16 protein-coding genes and 1 tRNA gene are annotated in these 16,834 nt (G+C 65.6%); 14 read left to right on the plus strand and 3 right to left on the minus strand.

The features are described from left to right. From ACP3TD_RS08450 to ACP3TD_RS08485, 8 genes are all read left to right on the plus strand, one after another. Window positions 1–813: a segregation and condensation protein A gene (locus ACP3TD_RS08450; RefSeq protein ID WP_426766750.1), complete on the plus strand. Its 813-nt coding sequence runs from the start codon at window positions 1–3 to the stop codon at window positions 811–813. Next, window positions 810–1,475: an SMC-Scp complex subunit ScpB gene (gene scpB, locus ACP3TD_RS08455; RefSeq protein WP_426766751.1), complete on the plus strand. Its 666-nt coding sequence runs from the start codon at window positions 810–812 to the stop codon at window positions 1,473–1,475. The genes ACP3TD_RS08450 and scpB overlap by 4 nt, the downstream gene beginning before the upstream one ends. A gap of 112 nt (window positions 1,476–1,587) precedes the next feature. Further along, complete coding sequence (locus ACP3TD_RS08460; protein ID WP_426766752.1) at window positions 1,588–2,799, plus strand: pseudouridine synthase; 1,212 nt, start codon at window positions 1,588–1,590, stop codon at window positions 2,797–2,799. A 3-nt stretch (window positions 2,800–2,802) separates the two neighbouring features. Further along, a complete protein-coding gene (locus ACP3TD_RS08465) occupies window positions 2,803–3,912 on the plus strand; it encodes a prephenate dehydrogenase (RefSeq protein ID WP_426766754.1) in 1,110 nt (369 codons plus the stop codon). Beyond that, window positions 3,912–4,625, plus strand: coding sequence for a (d)CMP kinase (gene cmk / locus ACP3TD_RS08470; RefSeq protein ID WP_015936745.1), 714 nt, complete (start codon window positions 3,912–3,914; stop codon window positions 4,623–4,625). Before ACP3TD_RS08465 ends, cmk begins: the two co-directional genes overlap by 1 nt. Before the next feature lie 31 nt (window positions 4,626–4,656). Further along, window positions 4,657–5,337 (plus strand): lysophospholipid acyltransferase family protein, encoded by a 681-nt coding sequence (locus ACP3TD_RS08475; protein WP_426767172.1) that lies wholly within the window; start codon window positions 4,657–4,659, stop codon window positions 5,335–5,337. A 10-nt stretch (window positions 5,338–5,347) separates the two neighbouring features. Then, window positions 5,348–6,898, plus strand: a complete 1,551-nt coding sequence (der, locus tag ACP3TD_RS08480) for a ribosome biogenesis GTPase Der (RefSeq protein WP_426766756.1) — start codon at window positions 5,348–5,350, stop codon at window positions 6,896–6,898. A 158-nt stretch (window positions 6,899–7,056) separates the two neighbouring features. Continuing rightward, window positions 7,057–7,133: transfer RNA gene (locus ACP3TD_RS08485), tRNA-Pro, on the plus strand. Window positions 7,134–7,215: 82 nt separating this feature from the next. Here ACP3TD_RS08485 and ACP3TD_RS08490 read toward each other — a convergent pair. Together ACP3TD_RS08490 and ACP3TD_RS08495 are read right to left on the minus strand one after the other, a co-directional pair. Beyond that, complete coding sequence (locus ACP3TD_RS08490; protein ID WP_426766758.1) at window positions 7,216–7,497, minus strand: hypothetical protein; 282 nt, start codon at window positions 7,495–7,497, stop codon at window positions 7,216–7,218. Between the two features lie 581 nt (window positions 7,498–8,078). Then, complete coding sequence (locus tag ACP3TD_RS08495; protein ID WP_426766759.1) at window positions 8,079–8,948, minus strand: Fpg/Nei family DNA glycosylase; 870 nt, start codon at window positions 8,946–8,948, stop codon at window positions 8,079–8,081. A 162-nt stretch (window positions 8,949–9,110) separates the two neighbouring features. Here ACP3TD_RS08495 and gcvH point away from each other — a divergent pair, with 162 nt between their 5' ends. The 5 genes from gcvH to ACP3TD_RS08520 all read left to right on the plus strand — a co-directional run bounded on the left by gcvH (window position 9,111) and on the right by ACP3TD_RS08520 (window position 12,197). Beyond that, on the plus strand, window positions 9,111–9,497 hold the full coding sequence (gcvH, locus tag ACP3TD_RS08500; protein WP_015936750.1) for a glycine cleavage system protein GcvH: 387 nt from the start codon (window positions 9,111–9,113) through the stop codon (window positions 9,495–9,497). A 157-nt stretch (window positions 9,498–9,654) separates the two neighbouring features. Continuing rightward, window positions 9,655–10,131: an FHA domain-containing protein gene (locus tag ACP3TD_RS08505; protein WP_015936751.1), complete on the plus strand. Its 477-nt coding sequence runs from the start codon at window positions 9,655–9,657 to the stop codon at window positions 10,129–10,131. 23 nt (window positions 10,132–10,154) lie between these two features. Then, window positions 10,155–10,871 (plus strand): MerR family transcriptional regulator, encoded by a 717-nt coding sequence (locus ACP3TD_RS08510; protein WP_015936752.1) that lies wholly within the window; start codon window positions 10,155–10,157, stop codon window positions 10,869–10,871. Further along, the gene (locus ACP3TD_RS08515; RefSeq protein WP_015936753.1) at window positions 10,871–11,374 is read left to right on the plus strand and encodes a bifunctional nuclease family protein; all 504 of its coding nucleotides are present in this window, start codon (window positions 10,871–10,873) and stop codon (window positions 11,372–11,374) included. The genes ACP3TD_RS08510 and ACP3TD_RS08515 overlap by 1 nt, the downstream gene beginning before the upstream one ends. A 229-nt stretch (window positions 11,375–11,603) precedes the next feature. After that, complete coding sequence (locus tag ACP3TD_RS08520; protein WP_091719445.1) at window positions 11,604–12,197, plus strand: MerR family transcriptional regulator; 594 nt, start codon at window positions 11,604–11,606, stop codon at window positions 12,195–12,197. A gap of 71 nt (window positions 12,198–12,268) precedes the next feature. Here the strand turns inward: ACP3TD_RS08520 and ACP3TD_RS08525 are convergent, their stop codons facing one another. Beyond that, window positions 12,269–13,087, minus strand: coding sequence for a ParA family protein (locus tag ACP3TD_RS08525; RefSeq protein WP_426766763.1), 819 nt, complete (start codon window positions 13,085–13,087; stop codon window positions 12,269–12,271). 301 nt (window positions 13,088–13,388) lie between these two features. On the opposite strand from ACP3TD_RS08525, the gene ACP3TD_RS08530 reads away from it, so the two are divergent. Beyond that, entirely contained in the window at window positions 13,389–16,787 is a 3,399-nt protein-coding gene (locus ACP3TD_RS08530) for a pyruvate carboxylase (RefSeq protein ID WP_426766764.1), read from the plus strand. Window positions 16,788–16,834: the final 47 nt, after the last annotated feature.

Raw genomic sequence — 16,834 nt, forward strand, 5'->3', positions numbered from 1 at the left:
GTGGCCGAATCCAAGCCCGGCTTTGAGGTGCGGCTGGCCAACTTCACCGGCCCGTTCGACCTCCTTCTCGGACTCATCGCCAAGCACCAGCTCGACATCACCGAAGTTGCCATTGCGACAGTCACCGATGAGTTCATCAAGTACATCCGCAAGCTGCGGGAACTTGGCGAGGACTGGGCGCTGGACGAGGCCAGTGAGTTCCTGGTCATCGCAGCCACACTGCTGGACCTGAAGGCGGCCCGGCTGCTGCCCGCCGGCGAGGTGGAGAGCGACGAGGATATCGCCCTCCTGGAGGCCAGGGACCTCCTGTTTGCCCGCCTGCTGCAGTACAAAGCCTTCAAGCAGGTGGCAGGGCTCCTGAGCGGTACCCTCCACGAGGAAGGCCGGAGGTTTCCCCGCCAGGTGGCTCTCGAGGAGCATTTCGCAGCGATGCTTCCCGAGCTTGTGTGGAAGCACACCCCGGAGCAGTTCGCCGCCCTCGCCGCCGCCGCCCTTCGGCCCAAGGCGCCGAAGCCAACCGAGGTCGGCTTGGGGCACCTGCATGGCGGCACTGTCAGCGTCAAAGAACAGGCGGGGATCCTGGGTATCCGCCTGCAGCAGGAATCACCCCTGACCTTCAGGGCGCTGACCGCAGACGCCGACTCGACCCTGGTGGTGGTGGCACGGTTCCTGGCCCTCCTGGAGCTGTACCGGGACAGGGCCGTGGCCTTCGACCAGCTGTCACCGCTCGCGGACCTGGCCATCCACTGGACGGCAGGGGAGCGCGACTGGTCAGCGGAAAACCTGAGCGAAGAATATGAGGAACAACCGTGAACACCGCTGACAGCGCCGAGGGCCATGACGATGCCCGATCCAGCCTCCGCGACCTGCCCGGTGGCGCCAAGGCCGCGCTTGAAGCCGTGCTCATGGTGGTTGACCAGCCGGCCACCGAAGATGAACTGGCGGCCGGACTGGAACTGACGCTGGGGGAGGTCCGGGAGTTGCTGGCGGATCTTCAGGCTGATTACAACGGGTATACTGTTAACGCCCCGGATGAGGAACAGGCCAGTTCAACTGGCTTTGGCTCCAGCCCCCGGGGTTTTGAATTGCGGAACATCGCCGGTGGCTGGCGGATCTACTCCCGCCCGGACTTTGCCGACATCGTCGGGAAGTATGTGCTCGAGGGGCAGACTGCCAGGCTCACGCAGGCGGCATTGGAAACGCTGGCGGTCATCGCTTACCGGCAGCCCGTTTCCCGGGCTCGAGTGTCTGCAATTCGCGGGGTCAATGTTGACTCTGTCGTACGGACACTTGCCCAACGCGGGCTGATCGAGGACGCGGGAACGGATCCCGAGTCCGGGGCCATCCTTTACCGGACCACCTCCTCCTTCCTTGAACGGATGGGAATCAGCTCTGTGGCCGGGCTTCCGCAGCTTTCCCCCCACCTCCCGGGGCTGGAAAGCATCGCGGAGTTCTACGACGCCGACAGAATGTAGGTCCGGAAGATCCGGCCTGCAGATGAATATCCACCAGGGCAGATAATTTCTGCCCGGCTGGCTAGGGTTGTCCGTGGACAGCTTTGCCGGCGAAAACAGCAGAGGACGGGTCATGACACAGGCGGGACGCCAGGGTTCACCACGTAACAGCTCCGGACGCGGCGGCGCGGACCGGAACAAGCCGCAAGGCAACACCCCCCGCAGGGGGACAGCCGGCGGAGGATTCAGCGGAGGTTCCGCCGGCGGCGGCCAGCGCGGCCAGGGTTTCGGCAGCGACCGGCCGCACCGCGCCCCCAAGCCGCGCGAAGAACGGTTCATCGACCCGGATTTGGCCGGTTCCCAGCAAGATGGTGCGCCGGAGAGGTCCAGCAAGCCTTCTTCCCGGAAGCCTGCTGCCCGCAAGCCGGGCGCAAAGAAAGCTCCGGGAACCCCGGGTGCCCTGAAGCCCAAGCCCCGCACGGGTGCTCCCGGCGCAGCGGCCTCCCGCGCCTTCGGCAGCGAGCGCTTCGGGCAGAACCTCGGGCCGGTCCGGAAGCCGGGCCGCAAGAAGCGCCCCCGCACCGACGTTCCCCAGTCTGAGCTGCACGACGCCGACGGCGTACGCCTGCAAAAAGTCATGGCCTCCGCTGGAGTCGCGTCCCGGCGCGTCTGCGAAGAGATGATTGCTGAAGGCCGGGTGGAGGTGGACGGCCAGGTAGTGACCGAGCTTGGGGTCCGCATCGATCCCACAACGGCGGTCATCCACGTGGACGGACTCCGCATCCAGCTGGACGAAAACCTCGTCTACATGGTGTTCAACAAGCCCAAGGGCGTTGTGTCCACCATGGAGGATCCCGATGGCCGGCCGTGCATCAGCGACTTCCTCAAGAACAACAAGAACACCGGCGAGCGGTTGTTCCATGTAGGCCGCCTCGACGTCGCCACCGAGGGGCTGCTGCTCCTGACGAACGACGGCGAACTGGCCAACCGCCTCACCCACCCTTCCTACGAAGTGCCCAAGACCTACCTGGTCCAGGTGCGCGGCCCGTTCCCGCAGGGAATCGGCGCGCAGCTGAAGGCCGGTGTGGAACTCGAAGACGGGCCGGCAGCCGTGGACTCGTTCCGCCTGGTGGACTCCACTCCCGGGCACGTGCTGATCGAAGTGGTACTGCACTCGGGCAAGAACCGCATCGTCCGCCGCATGTTCGATGCCGTTGGTTTCCCCGTGCAGCGGTTGGTCCGCGTCAAGGTGGGACCCATCGGTTTGGGCGACCAGCGCCAGGGCAGCATCCGCAACCTCGGCAAGCAGGAAGTCGGCCACCTGCTGGCGTCCGTAGGACTCTGAGGCATGTCCGCGTTCAAGAGCCACGGCCGCGGGCACCTGGACGGGCCCGTCGTCGTGCTCGGCACAGGACTGCTGGGGACGAGCATAGGCCTGGGCTTGAGGGGCCGCGGCGTCCCCGTCTTCCTGTCCGACCCTTCGCCCACCAACCAGGCGGTGGCTGTTGACATCGGAGCTGGCCGGCCCCTCGTGGAGCTGGCCGGTGCAGCACCGCAGTTGGTAGTGGTGGCGGCGCCGCCGGACGTCACGGCCGAGGTAATCACCACCGCGCTGTCCGATTACCCGGACGCCGTGGTGGTGGACATCGCCAGCGTCAAGGCAGGCATCCTGTCGAGCCTTCGGAGCAGCGGCACGGACCTGGCACGCTATGTGGGAACGCACCCCATGGCCGGACGCGAAAAGTCCGGACCGGTTGCGGCCCGCGGTGAGCTGTTCACGTCCATGCCGTGGGTGGTGTGCCCCTCGGAGGAGACCTCCGCAGCAGCCCTTCAGATTGCGCGTTCGCTCGCAACGGACCTGGGCGCCGTCGTTTCTCAGTTCACCCCGGACGAGCACGACGAAGCGGTAGCGCTCGTTTCGCACCTGCCCCAGGTGATGTCCTCCTTGCTGGCCAGCCGGCTGCAGGGGACACCGCTGCCTGCGTTGTCCCTGGCAGGGAACGGGCTGCGGGATGTCACCAGGATTGCCGCCAGCGATCCCACCCTGTGGGTGCAGATTCTGGGCGGTAACGCCGGCAAGGTAGTGGACATCCTCTACGGCGTCCGGGAAGACCTGAACCGCCTGATCGGAACGCTGGAAAACCCCACCGCGCCGGGGGCGAGGCTGGATCTCGCCCAGCTGATGAGCGAGGGCAATGCCGGCCAGGCCCGGATCCCCGGCAAGCATGGCGGCCCGCCGCAGGCGTATTCCTGGCTTACCGTGCTGGTGGACGACCGGCCCGGCCAGATTGCGCAGCTGCTCACCGAGATCGGTGAAATCGGCGTGAACCTGGAAGACCTGAGGCTTGACCACTCCTCCGGACAGAACGTCGGTATGGTGGAAATATCCGTGCTGCCCAATAAGCATGACCACCTGATCGAAGCCCTCAACGACCGCGGATGGCGGGTACTTCAGTAATGACACAAGAACTCCTCGAATCCGTGCGCGCCCTGCGCATCGGCCGGCCGCTCGTTGTTGCCATTGACGGCCCCTCCGGTTCCGGCAAATCCAGCGTCAGCAAGGAAGTGGCCCGGAGGCTGCGGATTGCCTACCTGGATACCGGGGCGATGTACCGGGCCCTCACCTGGCACTGCGTCACCACCGGCATAGACCTCGAGGACGCCGCAGCCGTGGAACAGGCCTCGCGGGACCTGGTGCTGGAAGTCAGCACCAGCCCCAACGAGGAATACGTCAGGGTGGACGGCGTGGACGTCACGGACGCCATCCGCGAGCCCGCCATTTCCTCCGCCGTCAGCGCGGTGGCCACCACCTTGGGTGCACGGACCGAACTGATCCGGCGCCAGCGCGATTTGATCGAAAAGCACCACCGACGCATGGTGGTGGAAGGCCGGGACATCACCACCGTCGTCGCCCCCGGTGCTGAGGTGCGCATGCTCCTGACTGCCAGCGAGGAAGCCCGGCTGCGCCGGCGCGGCCTCCAGCTCGGCGGGACGCAGAACGCCGAAGAACTCGCAGCCCAGGTCACACACCGCGACGCCAAGGACTCAGCGGTGGTGAACTTCACCCAGGCTGCTTCCGGCGTGGTGACGCTGGACTCCTCGGACCTGGACTTTGAGCAGACCGTGGATGCCGCACTGGTGATTGTCACCAAGGTCCTCAACCGTGACTGAGGGCACCACCGGGGCGCCCGCGGGCTGGACCATGGCCTGGAGCAGGCCTGTCGGCTGGATCCTTGACCACCTCGTCTACCGCACCACCGTGACCGGCCGGGACAACGTCCCCACCGGCGGCCCGGTAATCTTTGCCGGCAACCACATCAGCTACCTGGACGGACCGGTCATGTTCGGGGCCGCGCCGCGGCCCATGCACATCCTGGTCAAGCAGGAGATGTTCAAGGGATTCCTTGGCCGCGTACTGAACGCCTCCGGGCAGTTGCCGGTGGACCGGCGCGGCGACCGTGCCGCGCTGCAACGGTGCAAGGACGTGCTCGACGCCGGGCGTTGCGTCGGGATCCTGCCCGAAGGTACGCGGGGGAGCGGGGACGCCGCGGGGATCAGCGGCGGCGTTGCCTGGCTTGCCCTCAATTCCGGCGCACCCGTGGTGCCGGTGGCCATCCTGGGCACGCGTGTTGGCGGGGAACACCTCGACTCCGTACCCCGGCCGGGCCGCCGGTTCCATGTGGCCTTCGGCCCCGCCCTGACCCTGACCCGCAGGGCAGGGGAAACAGGCCGTGCTTCAATGGACAGGGCGGCGCAGGAAATCCGCGCAGCGCTGGCCGGGCACGTCCGCGACGCCATTCAGCTCAGTGGGCAGCCGTTGCCGTTCGCTGAGGCTCCCCAAGACTTAACAGCAGTAGCCGGGACGCCGGCAGATGACCACTAAGGACAGTGCAATGAGCGACACCACGCAGACATCCGGGCATTCCGGCTCCGCCGAGTACGAGTACACGCCCTCCGGCACCGACCAGGTGGCCGAGCGGCTTGCGGCGATCGGCGACGACGAAGCCGAACTCCGTGCTGCCTCCCTCCGGGCAGGCCTGGAGGATTACGAGCTGGATGAGGAAGACGCCGCCCTTCTAAGCGGCGAATACGGCGACGATGACCTGGACGGTCCCGCCAAGCTGGATCCTGTCCTGGCCATCATCGGCCGGCCCAATGTGGGCAAGTCCACGCTGGTGAACCGCATCCTCGGCCGCCGCGAAGCAGTGGTGGAGGATACCCCCGGTGTCACCCGCGACCGCGTCATGTACTCGGCAAGCTGGAACGGCCGCAACTTCACCCTGGTTGACACCGGCGGGTGGGAACACGACGCCCGTGGCATCCACGCCCGGGTTGCCGAGCAGGCCGAGATGGCTGTGGAACTCGCCGACGCCGTCCTCTTCGTGGTCGACTCCGCCGTCGGCGCCACCGCCACGGATGAAGGCGTCATGAAGATGCTCCGCCGCAGCAAGAAGCCGGTCATCATGGTGGCCAACAAAGTGGACGACTTCGCCCAGGAAGCCGACAGCGCCGCATTGTGGGGCCTTGGTTTCGGCGAGCCGTACCCGGTTTCCGCCCTGCACGGCCGCGGCGTGGCTGACCTCCTTGACCACGTCATGGATGTCCTGCCGGAGTTTTCCACCGTTGAAGGCGTGGAGCGTTCCGGCGGCCCCCGCCGCATCGCGCTGATTGGCCGCCCCAACGTGGGCAAGTCCTCGCTGTTGAACAAGCTTGCGGGAACCGAACGCGTGGTGGTGGACAACACCGCCGGCACTACCAGGGATCCCGTGGACGAGTTCATTGAACTTGGCGACCGCACCTGGCGCTTCGTGGACACTGCAGGTATCCGCCGCCGCCAGCACATGGCCCAGGGCGCTGACTACTACGCCTCGCTGCGGACGCAGGCCGCCCTTGAGAAGGCGGAGGTCGCCGTCGTGCTCCTCGCCGTGGACGAGGTCCTCAGCGAACAGGACGTCCGTATCCTTCAGCTGGCCATCGAGTCGGGCCGCGCCCTGGTGCTGGCTTTCAACAAGTGGGACCTGCTCGACGACGAACGCCGCACTTACCTGGAACGTGAAATTGAACAGGACCTGGCCCACGTGGCCTGGGCGCCGCGCGTGAACATCTCGGCCCTGACCGGCTGGCACAAGGACCGCCTGGTCCCTGCCCTGGACCTCGCCCTGGAGAACTGGGACAGGCGCATCCCCACCGGCAGGCTCAATGCCTTCCTGGGCGAGCTGGTAGCGGCGCACCCGCACCCAGTCCGCGGTGGAAAGCAGCCGCGTATCCTCTTCGGCACCCAGGCTTCAAGCCGGCCGCCCAAGTTCGTGCTCTTCACCACCGGTTTCCTGGACCCGGGCTACCGCCGGTTCATCACGCGCAGGCTCCGCGAAACTTTCGGTTTCGAGGGCACGCCCATTGAGGTCAACATGCGCGTGCGCGAAAAGCGCGGCAAGAAGCGCTAGAACGGGTGTTGACTCCGACACGTCCGGGCCCGATTCCCGGAAAGTGTCATCCGCACCCCTTTCGATCGTGTAAGCTCTTCTAGGTGGTTCGGCCGGACTGCTGATGGAAATCTTCGGAGGAATCCGGGATAACCTGCAGCGGAGAACGGCGGAACCAGCGGGCTGTAGCGCAGCTTGGTAGCGCACTTGACTGGGGGTCAAGGGGTCGCAGGTTCAAATCCTGTCAGCCCGACCACGAAGGGCCGCTTTCCGGAATGACTCCGGAAAGCGGCCCTTTTGCGTTAACGCCCGCAAGCGTTAAGTGATGCACCGGCAGATCAGTACCGCACGCGGATCACGTAGCAATTCCTCCTGTTGTCGTACCTGTCGCCCCACTCAAACCAGTGGTTGCCGCGGCGGTCGAAACAGATGAAGAGGTACCGGTGGTCGCGGTCACGGTCGCTGCGGTCGTGCCGGTCTTTGTCGTACGTCCTGGAATAGGACGAGTTGTGGTCGCTGACCTTGTCGTTGCTGTTGGCGAAAGCGGCAGTTGCCGAGCCGCCGAGCGTGAGTCCTGCCACCAGGACAGTCGAACTCAAAAAACGTGCTGTTCTCTTCATGACATTTTCCTCAGGTGATCGAATTGATCGATACCCCGCAGGAGCAGGCAGAATAGGCGGGTACGGGCCGTCACATAGTGGCCGTCCACGTCGTTGTCGACTCGCCTGTTTGCGGTCGTCACTCAAGTCCGGCGGGTGCAAGAGTAGTAGGCGCCGAGCTTGAGGGTGCTGGCGGCTACCAAGGAAGTGGACCTTTGGTTCCCCCGGGTCCACGGGTGGCAGGCGCGCCAGTGATGACTGAATACTTGAAATTGGCCCAGATAGGCACTTTGTTGGGGAAAGTGAGCGCCCGGGTCTGGACCCTCATGTAGCCATCTTCCGTCCGCGTGCTGTGTGCACTGTGACGGACGTAACGTCAACGATACTAAGGTGTTTTGCGCGTGGGAAGAGCGCCGCTTCCCTTACCTGGAATTCCCTGCAAATAGGGGGCAGTGGGGCATTTGGGGCGCCACCCCTCTAACCGGTGCGGCCGCTCAAGATAACCGCAGCCAGAAAACCACTGCCCGTCACGGGTGGCCCCGGATGGTATGCGGTCCCGCCGTCGGTTGGACGGAACGTCCCTGCTTCCGTTTTTGGGCCAGCTATTTCAGGAACTTGGATGTGCGGCGGTCAGCAAGGATCTTGCCCTTGGTCTGGCAGGTGGGGCAGTACTGGAGCGCTGTGTCGGCAAAGGACACCTCCCGCACGGTGTCCCCGCAGACCGGGCACGGCAACCCCGTGCGCGCGTGGACGCGCATATGGCTGCGCTTGACGTCCTTCAAATCCTTCGGGGGCTTGCCTTGGGCTTCGGCCAGTGCTTCGCCCAGAATGCCGTGGATGGCCTCGTACAGCACCTGGACTGTTTCCCGGTCCAGGGATTTGGCGGTGGCAAACGGGGAAATGCGGGCCGCATGCAGGATTTCGTCGCTGTAGGCGTTCCCAATGCCGGCGATGACGCTCTGGCTGCGCAGGAGGCCCTTGATCTGCTGGGAACTGGCCCCGAGGATCTCGGCCAGCATGCCGGCGTCGAACGCTTCCGTGAACGGATCCGGACCCAGCGCGGCGATGCCGGGCACGTCCTGCGGATCCCGCACGACGTACACTGCGAGGCTCTTTTTGGTGCCGGCCTCCGTGAGGTCGAATCCGCGCGGGCCGTCCGGTCCGGAGAAAGCACAGCGGACGGCAATCAGCCCTTTGCCCATTTTCAACTGGCTGTCTGCGGGGGAGTCCGTGAAGCGGAGCCAGCCGGCGCGGGCCAGGTGGAACACCAGGGATATGCCGTCGGTGTCGATGCTGATGAACTTCCCAAAGCGGCGGACTCCGGCCACGGTGCGGCCCTCAATCGCGTTGAAGGGAGGATCCGCCGTCTTGAGCACCGCGAAGGAAACGACCTGCAGTTTGGTCAGGACGGCGCCACGCAGCTGTTCATCCAGGAAGGTGGCCAGGCCGGCCACCTCGGGAAGCTCCGGCATGGTTACCCGCCCTCTCCGCACAGTCCGGCACAACGATGCGCAATCATGCGTCCCATCTTCGCAGACACCCCCGTGACGCCCCGGCAGATATGCCTATACTTTCAGCGGCGGCTCGTTTCCGCGCCTCCTGACCTTGGTGTCCAGCCCTACGAAAGGCCCCCAATGAGCAACATTCCCGAAGACCTGTCCTACACCGCCGAGCACGAGTGGGTCACTGCCCCCAACGCTGACGGCGTGGTCCGCGTGGGCATCACCGACTTTGCCCAGGACGCCCTTGGGGATGTTGTGTACGCGCAGATGCCTGAAGTGGGTACAAAGGTTACGGCCAACGAAGTGGTGGGCGAAGTCGAATCCACCAAGAGCGTCAGCGACATCTACGCGCCGGTTTCGGGCGAAATTGTGGCCCGCAACGAGTCACTGGACTCCGATTCCGCACTCATCAACACTGATCCGTACGGTGACGGCTGGCTGATCGAGGTCAAACTCGCCGAAGCAGACGCTGTTGACTCGTTGCTCAGTGCATCCGAGTACGAACAGCAGGTAGGCTAAAGCTAACCGGTAAATCCGGTCCGGCCCGCCTCGCAGGCACGAACGTCTTCGCACGTCAACGGCCGGATGCGGAGCCGGGACCGGGCCTGCCGGGAAGGTCCGGCGGGCAAACGTTGGCTGCAGCCCTGACGGGCGGCAGCGGGAAGAGGAGGAATCCATGGCTGGCCACACACAGAACCCTGCCGATGGGGAATACGGCACGGGTGCGGCTAAGGCGTCGGAGACCACCTCGATCCATCTCACCCCCATTCGGGATGAGCCCACCATCGCACCCAAGCTCTCCCTCGAGGAGCGCAACTCCGTCGAGGCCCTGCCTGCGGGTTCGGCGCTGCTGGTAGCCCACAGCGGACCGAACGCCGGAGCGCGCTTCCTCCTCGACTCTGACGTTACGACGGCGGGCCGCCACCCTGACGCTGACATCTTCCTCGATGACGTCACAGTTTCCCGCCGCCACGTCGAATTCCGGCGCACGGCACGCAGCTTTGAAGTGGTGGACCGGAACAGCCTGAACGGCACGTACGTCAACCACGACCGCGTGGACGCAGTGGAGCTCAAATCGGGCAGCGAAGTCCAGATTGGCAAGTTCCGCCTTACCTTCTACCTGAGCCCTGCCACAGCTGCAGGCCGCGGCTGATCCGGGGACCGCTGCCTGTGGCAATGGCACAACCCGAACGCCGGGGACCCCAGGTCCTGAACATTGGCGAGGTACTCGCCCAGCTCAGTGCCGACTTCCCGGGCATGACAGCATCGAAGATCCGGTTCCTTGAGGAAAAGGGCCTTATCAACCCCCGACGCACTCCGGCCGGTTACCGGCAGTACTCTGACGGCGACGTCGAACGCCTTCGGTTCGTCCTTGCGTTGCAGCGGGACCAGTACCTCCCCCTGAAGGTCATCAAGGACTACCTCGATGCCATCGACAGGGGAGAGCGTCCGGAAAACCTGCCGCCCGGCGTCGTGGTTTCACCGCGGATCGTGTCCGACGAACTCGCTGCCGAACTCCAGAACCATGGCCGCAAGCTCACCGAAGAGCAGCTGCGGACGGAATCCGGCGCCAGCGTCCCGCTCCTGAAGTCCCTCCTGGACTTCGGCCTCATCAGTCACACCAATGGCCGGTTCGACGAACATGCCCTCCAGGTTGCGCGCGCCTGCGTTCAACTCGAGGGCCATGGACTTGAGCCACGCCACCTCCGTCCCTTCCAGGCGGCCGCAGAACGGGAGTTCGGCCTCGTGGAACGCGCGGTGGCGCCCCTGGCGTCCCGCAAGGACTCCGCATCCCAGGCGCGTGCAGCTGAGGCAGCCCGCGAAATCAGCGACCTCTGCCTCACCCTGCACCGTGCTTTGGTGCAGGACCACATCTCACGCATGGACATCTGATGATTGAAGTCGAGATTGTTGGCGTTCGGATCGAACTGCCGTCCAACCAGCCACTGGTGCTGCTCCGGGAGATGCATGGGGAGCGCCACGTCCCTATCTGGATCGGAACGCCCGAGGCCAGCGCCATCGCCCTAGCCCAGCAGGGCGTGGTTCCGCCCCGGCCCATGACGCACGACCTCCTGGTTGACGTCGTGGAATCGCTGGGCCACTCGGTGGTCAGCGTGAACATTGTTGCCGTGGAGGACAACATTTTCTACGGGCAGCTGCAGTTCGAGAACGGCACCACTGTCAGTTCGCGGGCCTCTGACGCCCTCGCTATCGCCCTGAGGGCGAAGTGCCGCATCTGGTGCGCAGACTCGGTGATGGACGAAGCCGGAGTCCGCATCACCGAGCACGACGAAGGCGAGGACACGGAGCCGAACCCCACGGTGGACGAGGAGCGCGAGTTGCGCAGGTTCCGTGAATTCCTCGATGACGTGGAGCCGGAAGACTTCGACGGCTAGGTCACGTTAAGGTTAAAGTTGAGGCTGAAAGTTTCGACACGCCCCTTCAAAGCCCCAACATCTTTGACCTTGCGACCCTCCGGGCCTAACGTCGAAGTATCAAGTTCCCATTGCTTACGGCAGCCGCGCAAGTCACACTGGAAAGTGCGCCCCGCGAGAATTACATGCATGGTCTTCATGCCCACGCTGCTGCAGTTGTTCCCGGGAGCGTACGACAAGGAGGATCCAGGTGAGTCCTAAAGGTGAAGCAGGCGGGCTGAAGCAGCCCACGGCCGGTGCCACCGTGCCCGTAAGCGGTGCCCAGGGCCTCCTCTTTACCGAAGACCTCCCTGTCCTGGACGAGGACGCCGGCTACCGCGGTCCCACCGCGTGCAAGGCGGCCGGGATCACTTACAGGCAGCTCGATTACTGGGCCAGGACCGGACTGGTGGAGCCCGCCGTACGCGGCGCGGCCGGGTCCGGCTCGCAGCGCCTCTACGGATTCCGCGACATCCTGGTCCTCAAGGTGGTCAAACGGCTCCTTGATACCGGGGTCTCCCTCCAGCAGATCCGCACCGCCGTGGAGCACCTGCGTGAACGCGGCGTGGAAGACCTTGCCCAGATCACCCTGATGAGTGACGGCGCCAGTGTTTACGAATGTACCTCCGCCGATGAGGTTATTGATCTCGTCCAGGGCGGCCAGGGTGTCTTCGGTATCGCAGTGGGCCGCGTATGGCGCGAGGTGGAGGGCAGCCTGGCATCACTGCCCAGCGAGCACGCCGCCGAGCAGACGTTCCCTGACGATGAGCTCAGCAAACGGCGGGCGGCTCGCAAGATCAGCTGACCTGCAGACCAACAAACAGGGGCCGCACTCCTCCCGGAGGGGTGCGGCCCCTGTTCGTTTAAGGTTTGTCCCTAGCGCGCGCGGCTTCGGAGGCCGCTGCCCGCAGCCATCAGGTTGGCCAGCAGCTCATCGAACAGGGCGGCGGCGGATTTGGCGGAGTCGCCCGGCCAGTGGTGCACCGGATGCGCTGCGCCCTGGATCTGCTGCCAGTTGGCCTGCTCCGGGATCCGCGGGCTCAGCAGCAGCTCGCCAAACATCGACTCCATCTCGGCCAGCCGGTAGGTGTGCTCGGAGGAGCCGGTCCGCACCCGGTTGGCGACGATGCCGGCCGGTGAAAGGTTGGGGGCGAACTCCTGCTTGAAGAGCTGGATGGCGCGCATGGTCCGCTCCGTGCCCGCCACCGAGAAGAGCCCGGGTTCGGCCACAAGTGCCACCTTGTCGCTGGCGGACCACGCCATCCGGGTAAGGCCGTTGAGCGACGGCGGGCAGTCGATCAGCACCAGCTGATAGTTGCCTGCACCGGCCAGGACCGCGGTGAGCCGGCGAAGGTCGCGGCGGCCAAGGTCCGGACGGTCGTAGATCCCCGTATAGGCGGAGCCGACGGCGACGTCCAGGACAGCGGGGCCGGAACCGTTTGAGTGGGCGCGGGCGCTCCAGTTACTCCGCACTACGTTCTCGGCGAGTTTGGCACGGCGGGGGCTCTTGAGCATCCGTCCGATATCAAGCTGCTCGCCGGGCTGCACGCCCAGGGCCGTGGTTGCGTCCGCGTGGGGATCGAGGTCCACCACGAGGGTCCTGATTCCCGCGGCCAGCGCCGCAGACGCCAATCCTGTGGTGACGGAAGTCTTGCCGACTCCACCCTTAAGGCTGCTGATGCTGACTACTTGCACTTGAGAGACCAAAACCTAACGCCGGATGCCGTGTTGGGGGTAATGTTTGCTCCGGCGGAACCGAAGCCGGACGGTCCTGCCGCCCTACTCATCATATGTGGATGCCGCGGTGAATCCTGCTTTATGGGCGCCCGGCATGGCACTGGCGGTGCAGGCGGGTCTGATCAGGACGGCCCGGCACAAACCGATCAGGACATGACGGGGAAATCTGTGATGGCTGACACAAAGATTTGTGTTTGTCCTTGTGGGTCCTAGACACTGTGACCACTCACCGATCCACCCGCGATGATGCAGGAGAAGTATGTTTTCCAAAGTTCTGGTGGCCAACCGCGGCGAAATCGCGATCAGGGCCTTCCGCGCCGGCTACGAGCTGGGCGCAAAGACCGTTGCCGTCTTTCCCCATGAGGACCGAAACTCGATCCACCGGCAGAAAGCGGACGAGGCGTACCTGATTGGCGAGGAAGGGCATCCCGTCCGGGCATACCTGGACGTCGCCGAGGTGGTGCGCGTGGCCAAGGAGGCCGGCGCTGACGCCATCTACCCCGGGTATGGCTTCCTCTCGGAAAACCCGGACCTGGCCCGCGCAGCCAAGGAAGCCGGCATCACGTTCGTGGGTCCGCCGGCGGAAGTCCTGGAACTTGCCGGAAACAAGGTGGCGGCACTGAAGGCGGCCCGCGCGGCCGGCGTGCCGGTACTGAAGTCCAGTGAGCCGTCCAAGGACCTGGACGAACTGCTTGCCGCCGCCGATGAGATCGGCTTCCCCATCTTTGCAAAGGCAGTGGCTGGCGGTGGCGGCCGTGGCATGCGGCGGGTGGACACCCGCGAAGCACTTCCCGAGGCCCTCAAATCGGCCATGCGCGAGGCGGACGCCGCCTTCGGCGACCCCACTATGTTCCTGGAGCAGGCCGTCCTGCGCCCGCGCCACATCGAGGTGCAGATCCTCGCTGACGCTGAGGGCAACGTCATGCACCTCTTCGAGCGGGACTGTTCCATCCAGCGGCGTCACCAGAAGGTCATCGAGATCGCCCCTGCGCCGAACCTGGACGAAAACATCCGCCAGGCACTGTACCACGACGCGGTCAAGTTCGCCCAGGCGCTGAACTACGTCAACGCCGGCACTGTCGAGTTCCTGGTGGACACCGAAGGCGAGCGGGCCGGCCAGCACGTCTTCATTGAAATGAACCCGCGCATCCAGGTGGAGCACACGGTCACCGAGGAAGTCACGGACGTGGACCTGGTCCAGGCCCAGATGCGCATCGCCTCCGGCGAAACCCTGGCCGACCTGGGACTCTCCCAGGAGACCGTCCACCTCAAGGGCGCTGCCCTGCAGAGCCGCATCACCACCGAGGACCCGTCCAACGGCTTCCGGCCCGACGTCGGAAAGATCACCGGCTACCGCTCCGCAGGCGGTGCCGGCGTACGGCTCGATGGCGGAACCGTGTACTCCGGGGCTGAGATCAGCCCGCACTTCGACTCCATGCTGGTCAAACTCACCTGCCGCGGCCGGGACTACCCCGCCGCAGTGGCCCGCGCCCGCCGGTCCCTTGCCGAATTCCGCATCCGCGGCGTTTCCACCAACATCCCCTTCCTTCAGGCCGTGCTGGACGACCCCGATTTCATTGCCGGCGACGTCGCCACCAACTTCATCGACCAGCGCCCCCAGCTGCTCAAGGCACGGGTGTCCGCTGACCGCGGCACCAAGCTGCTGACCTGGCTGGCCGACGTCACGGTCAACAAGCCCAACGGCGAACTGACCGTCCACTCGGACCCCGCGGCGAAGCTCCCGCCGGTGAAGGGCCAGCAGGCGGCCCCGGGTTCCCGCCAGAAACTGCGTGAGCTCGGGCCGGAAGGCTTCGCCAAGGCGCTGCGCGAGCAAACCGCTGTTGCCGTCACGGACACCACCTTCCGCGATGCCCACCAGTCGCTGCTCGCCACCCGGGTCCGCACCCGCGACCTCGTGGCTGCCGGACCGGCAGTCAGCGCCCTGATGCCCGAACTGCTGTCCGTTGAAGCCTGGGGCGGCGCAACCTATGACGTAGCCCTCCGCTTCCTCGGCGAAGATCCGTGGGACCGCCTTGCAGCGCTTCGCGAGGCCCTGCCGAATGTCTGCATCCAGATGCTCCTCCGCGGCCGCAACACCGTCGGTTACACCCCGTACCCCGAGGAAGTGACCGAAGCCTTCGTCAACGAGGCAGCGGCCACCGGCATCGACATCTTCCGGATTTTCGACGCCCTGAACGATGTCAACCAGATGGCCCCCGCCATCCGGGCAGTCCGCGCCACCGGCACAGCCGTCGCCGAAGTGGCCCTGTGCTACACGGGCGACCTGCTGGACCCGGCGGAGAAGCTCTACACCTTGGACTACTACCTGGGGCTGGCGCAGAAGATTGTCGACGCCGGCGCCCACATCCTGGCGATCAAGGACATGGCCGGTCTGCTGCGGCCCGCTGCGGCCGCCAAGCTGGTGGCCACCCTCCGCGAACGCTTCGACCTGCCCGTCCACCTGCACACCCACGACACCGCGGGCGGCCAGCTGGCAACCCTGCTCGCTGCCGTGGACGCCGGTGTGGACGCCGTGGACGTGGCATCGGCCTCCCTGGCCGGCACCACCAGCCAGGTGTCGGCCTCGGCCCTGGTGGCGGCGCTGGCCCACACGCCGCGAGACACCGGCCTCAGCCTGGACGCCGTCAGCTCCCTGGAACCGTACTGGGAAGCCGTCCGCCGGGTGTACGCACCCTTCGAATCGGGCCTGCCCGGTCCTACCGGCCGGGTCTACAAGCACGAGATCCCCGGCGGCCAGCTCTCCAACCTCCGCCAGCAGGCCATGGCACTGGGCCTGGGAGAGCGGTTCGAAGCCATCGAGGACATGTACACGGCCGCTGACCGGATCCTCGGCCACCTGGTCAAGGTCACTCCGTCTTCCAAGGTGGTGGGCGATCTCGCCCTGCACCTGGTGGGCCTCAACGCCGATCCCGCGGACTTCAACGAGAACCCGCAGAACTACGACATCCCCGACTCCGTCATCGGATTCCTTTCCGGCGAACTCGGTGACCCTCCCGGAGGGTGGCCGGAGCCCTTCCGCACCAAGGCCCTCCAGGGACGCAGCATCAAGGTCCGCGACGTCGAGCTCAGCGCCGAGGACAGTGCCGCGCTCAAGTCCGACTCCAAGACCCGCCAGCACACCCTGAACCGGCTGCTGTTCGCCGGCCCCACCAAGGACTACCTGAAGAGTGTCGAGACCTACGGCAACATCTCTGTCCTGGACACCCGCGACTACCTGTACGGGCTGCAGCAGGGAACCGAGCACGAGATCACGCTGGAACGCGGCGTCCGGCTCATCGCTTCACTCGAAGCCGTCTCCGAACCCGACGAAAAGGGCATGCGCACTGTCATGTGCACGCTGAACGGCCAGTCCCGGCCGGTGGTGGTGCGGGACCGTTCGGTGGTCAGCAACGTCAAGGCTGCCGAGAAGGCAGATCCGGCGCAGCCGGGCCACGTCGCCGCGCCGTTCGCCGGAGCCGTCACTGTCACCGTGAAAGCCGGTGACACCGTGAACCCCGGCGATACCGTTGCCACCATCGAGGCGATGAAGATGGAAGCATCCATTACGACGCCGGTGGGCGGCAAGGTGGGCAGGCTCGCCATCTCCGCGGTGGAGCAGGTGCAGGGCGGGGACCTGCTCCTGGTTGTGGAGCAGTAGCCCGGTCCAGCAGTTAAGGCAATGAAAAGGTCCTCCCGGCAGCAGCC

This window comes from Pseudarthrobacter sp. 1G09 (assembly GCF_050038305.1).
Taxonomy (GTDB): domain Bacteria; phylum Actinomycetota; class Actinomycetes; order Actinomycetales; family Micrococcaceae; genus Arthrobacter; species Arthrobacter equi.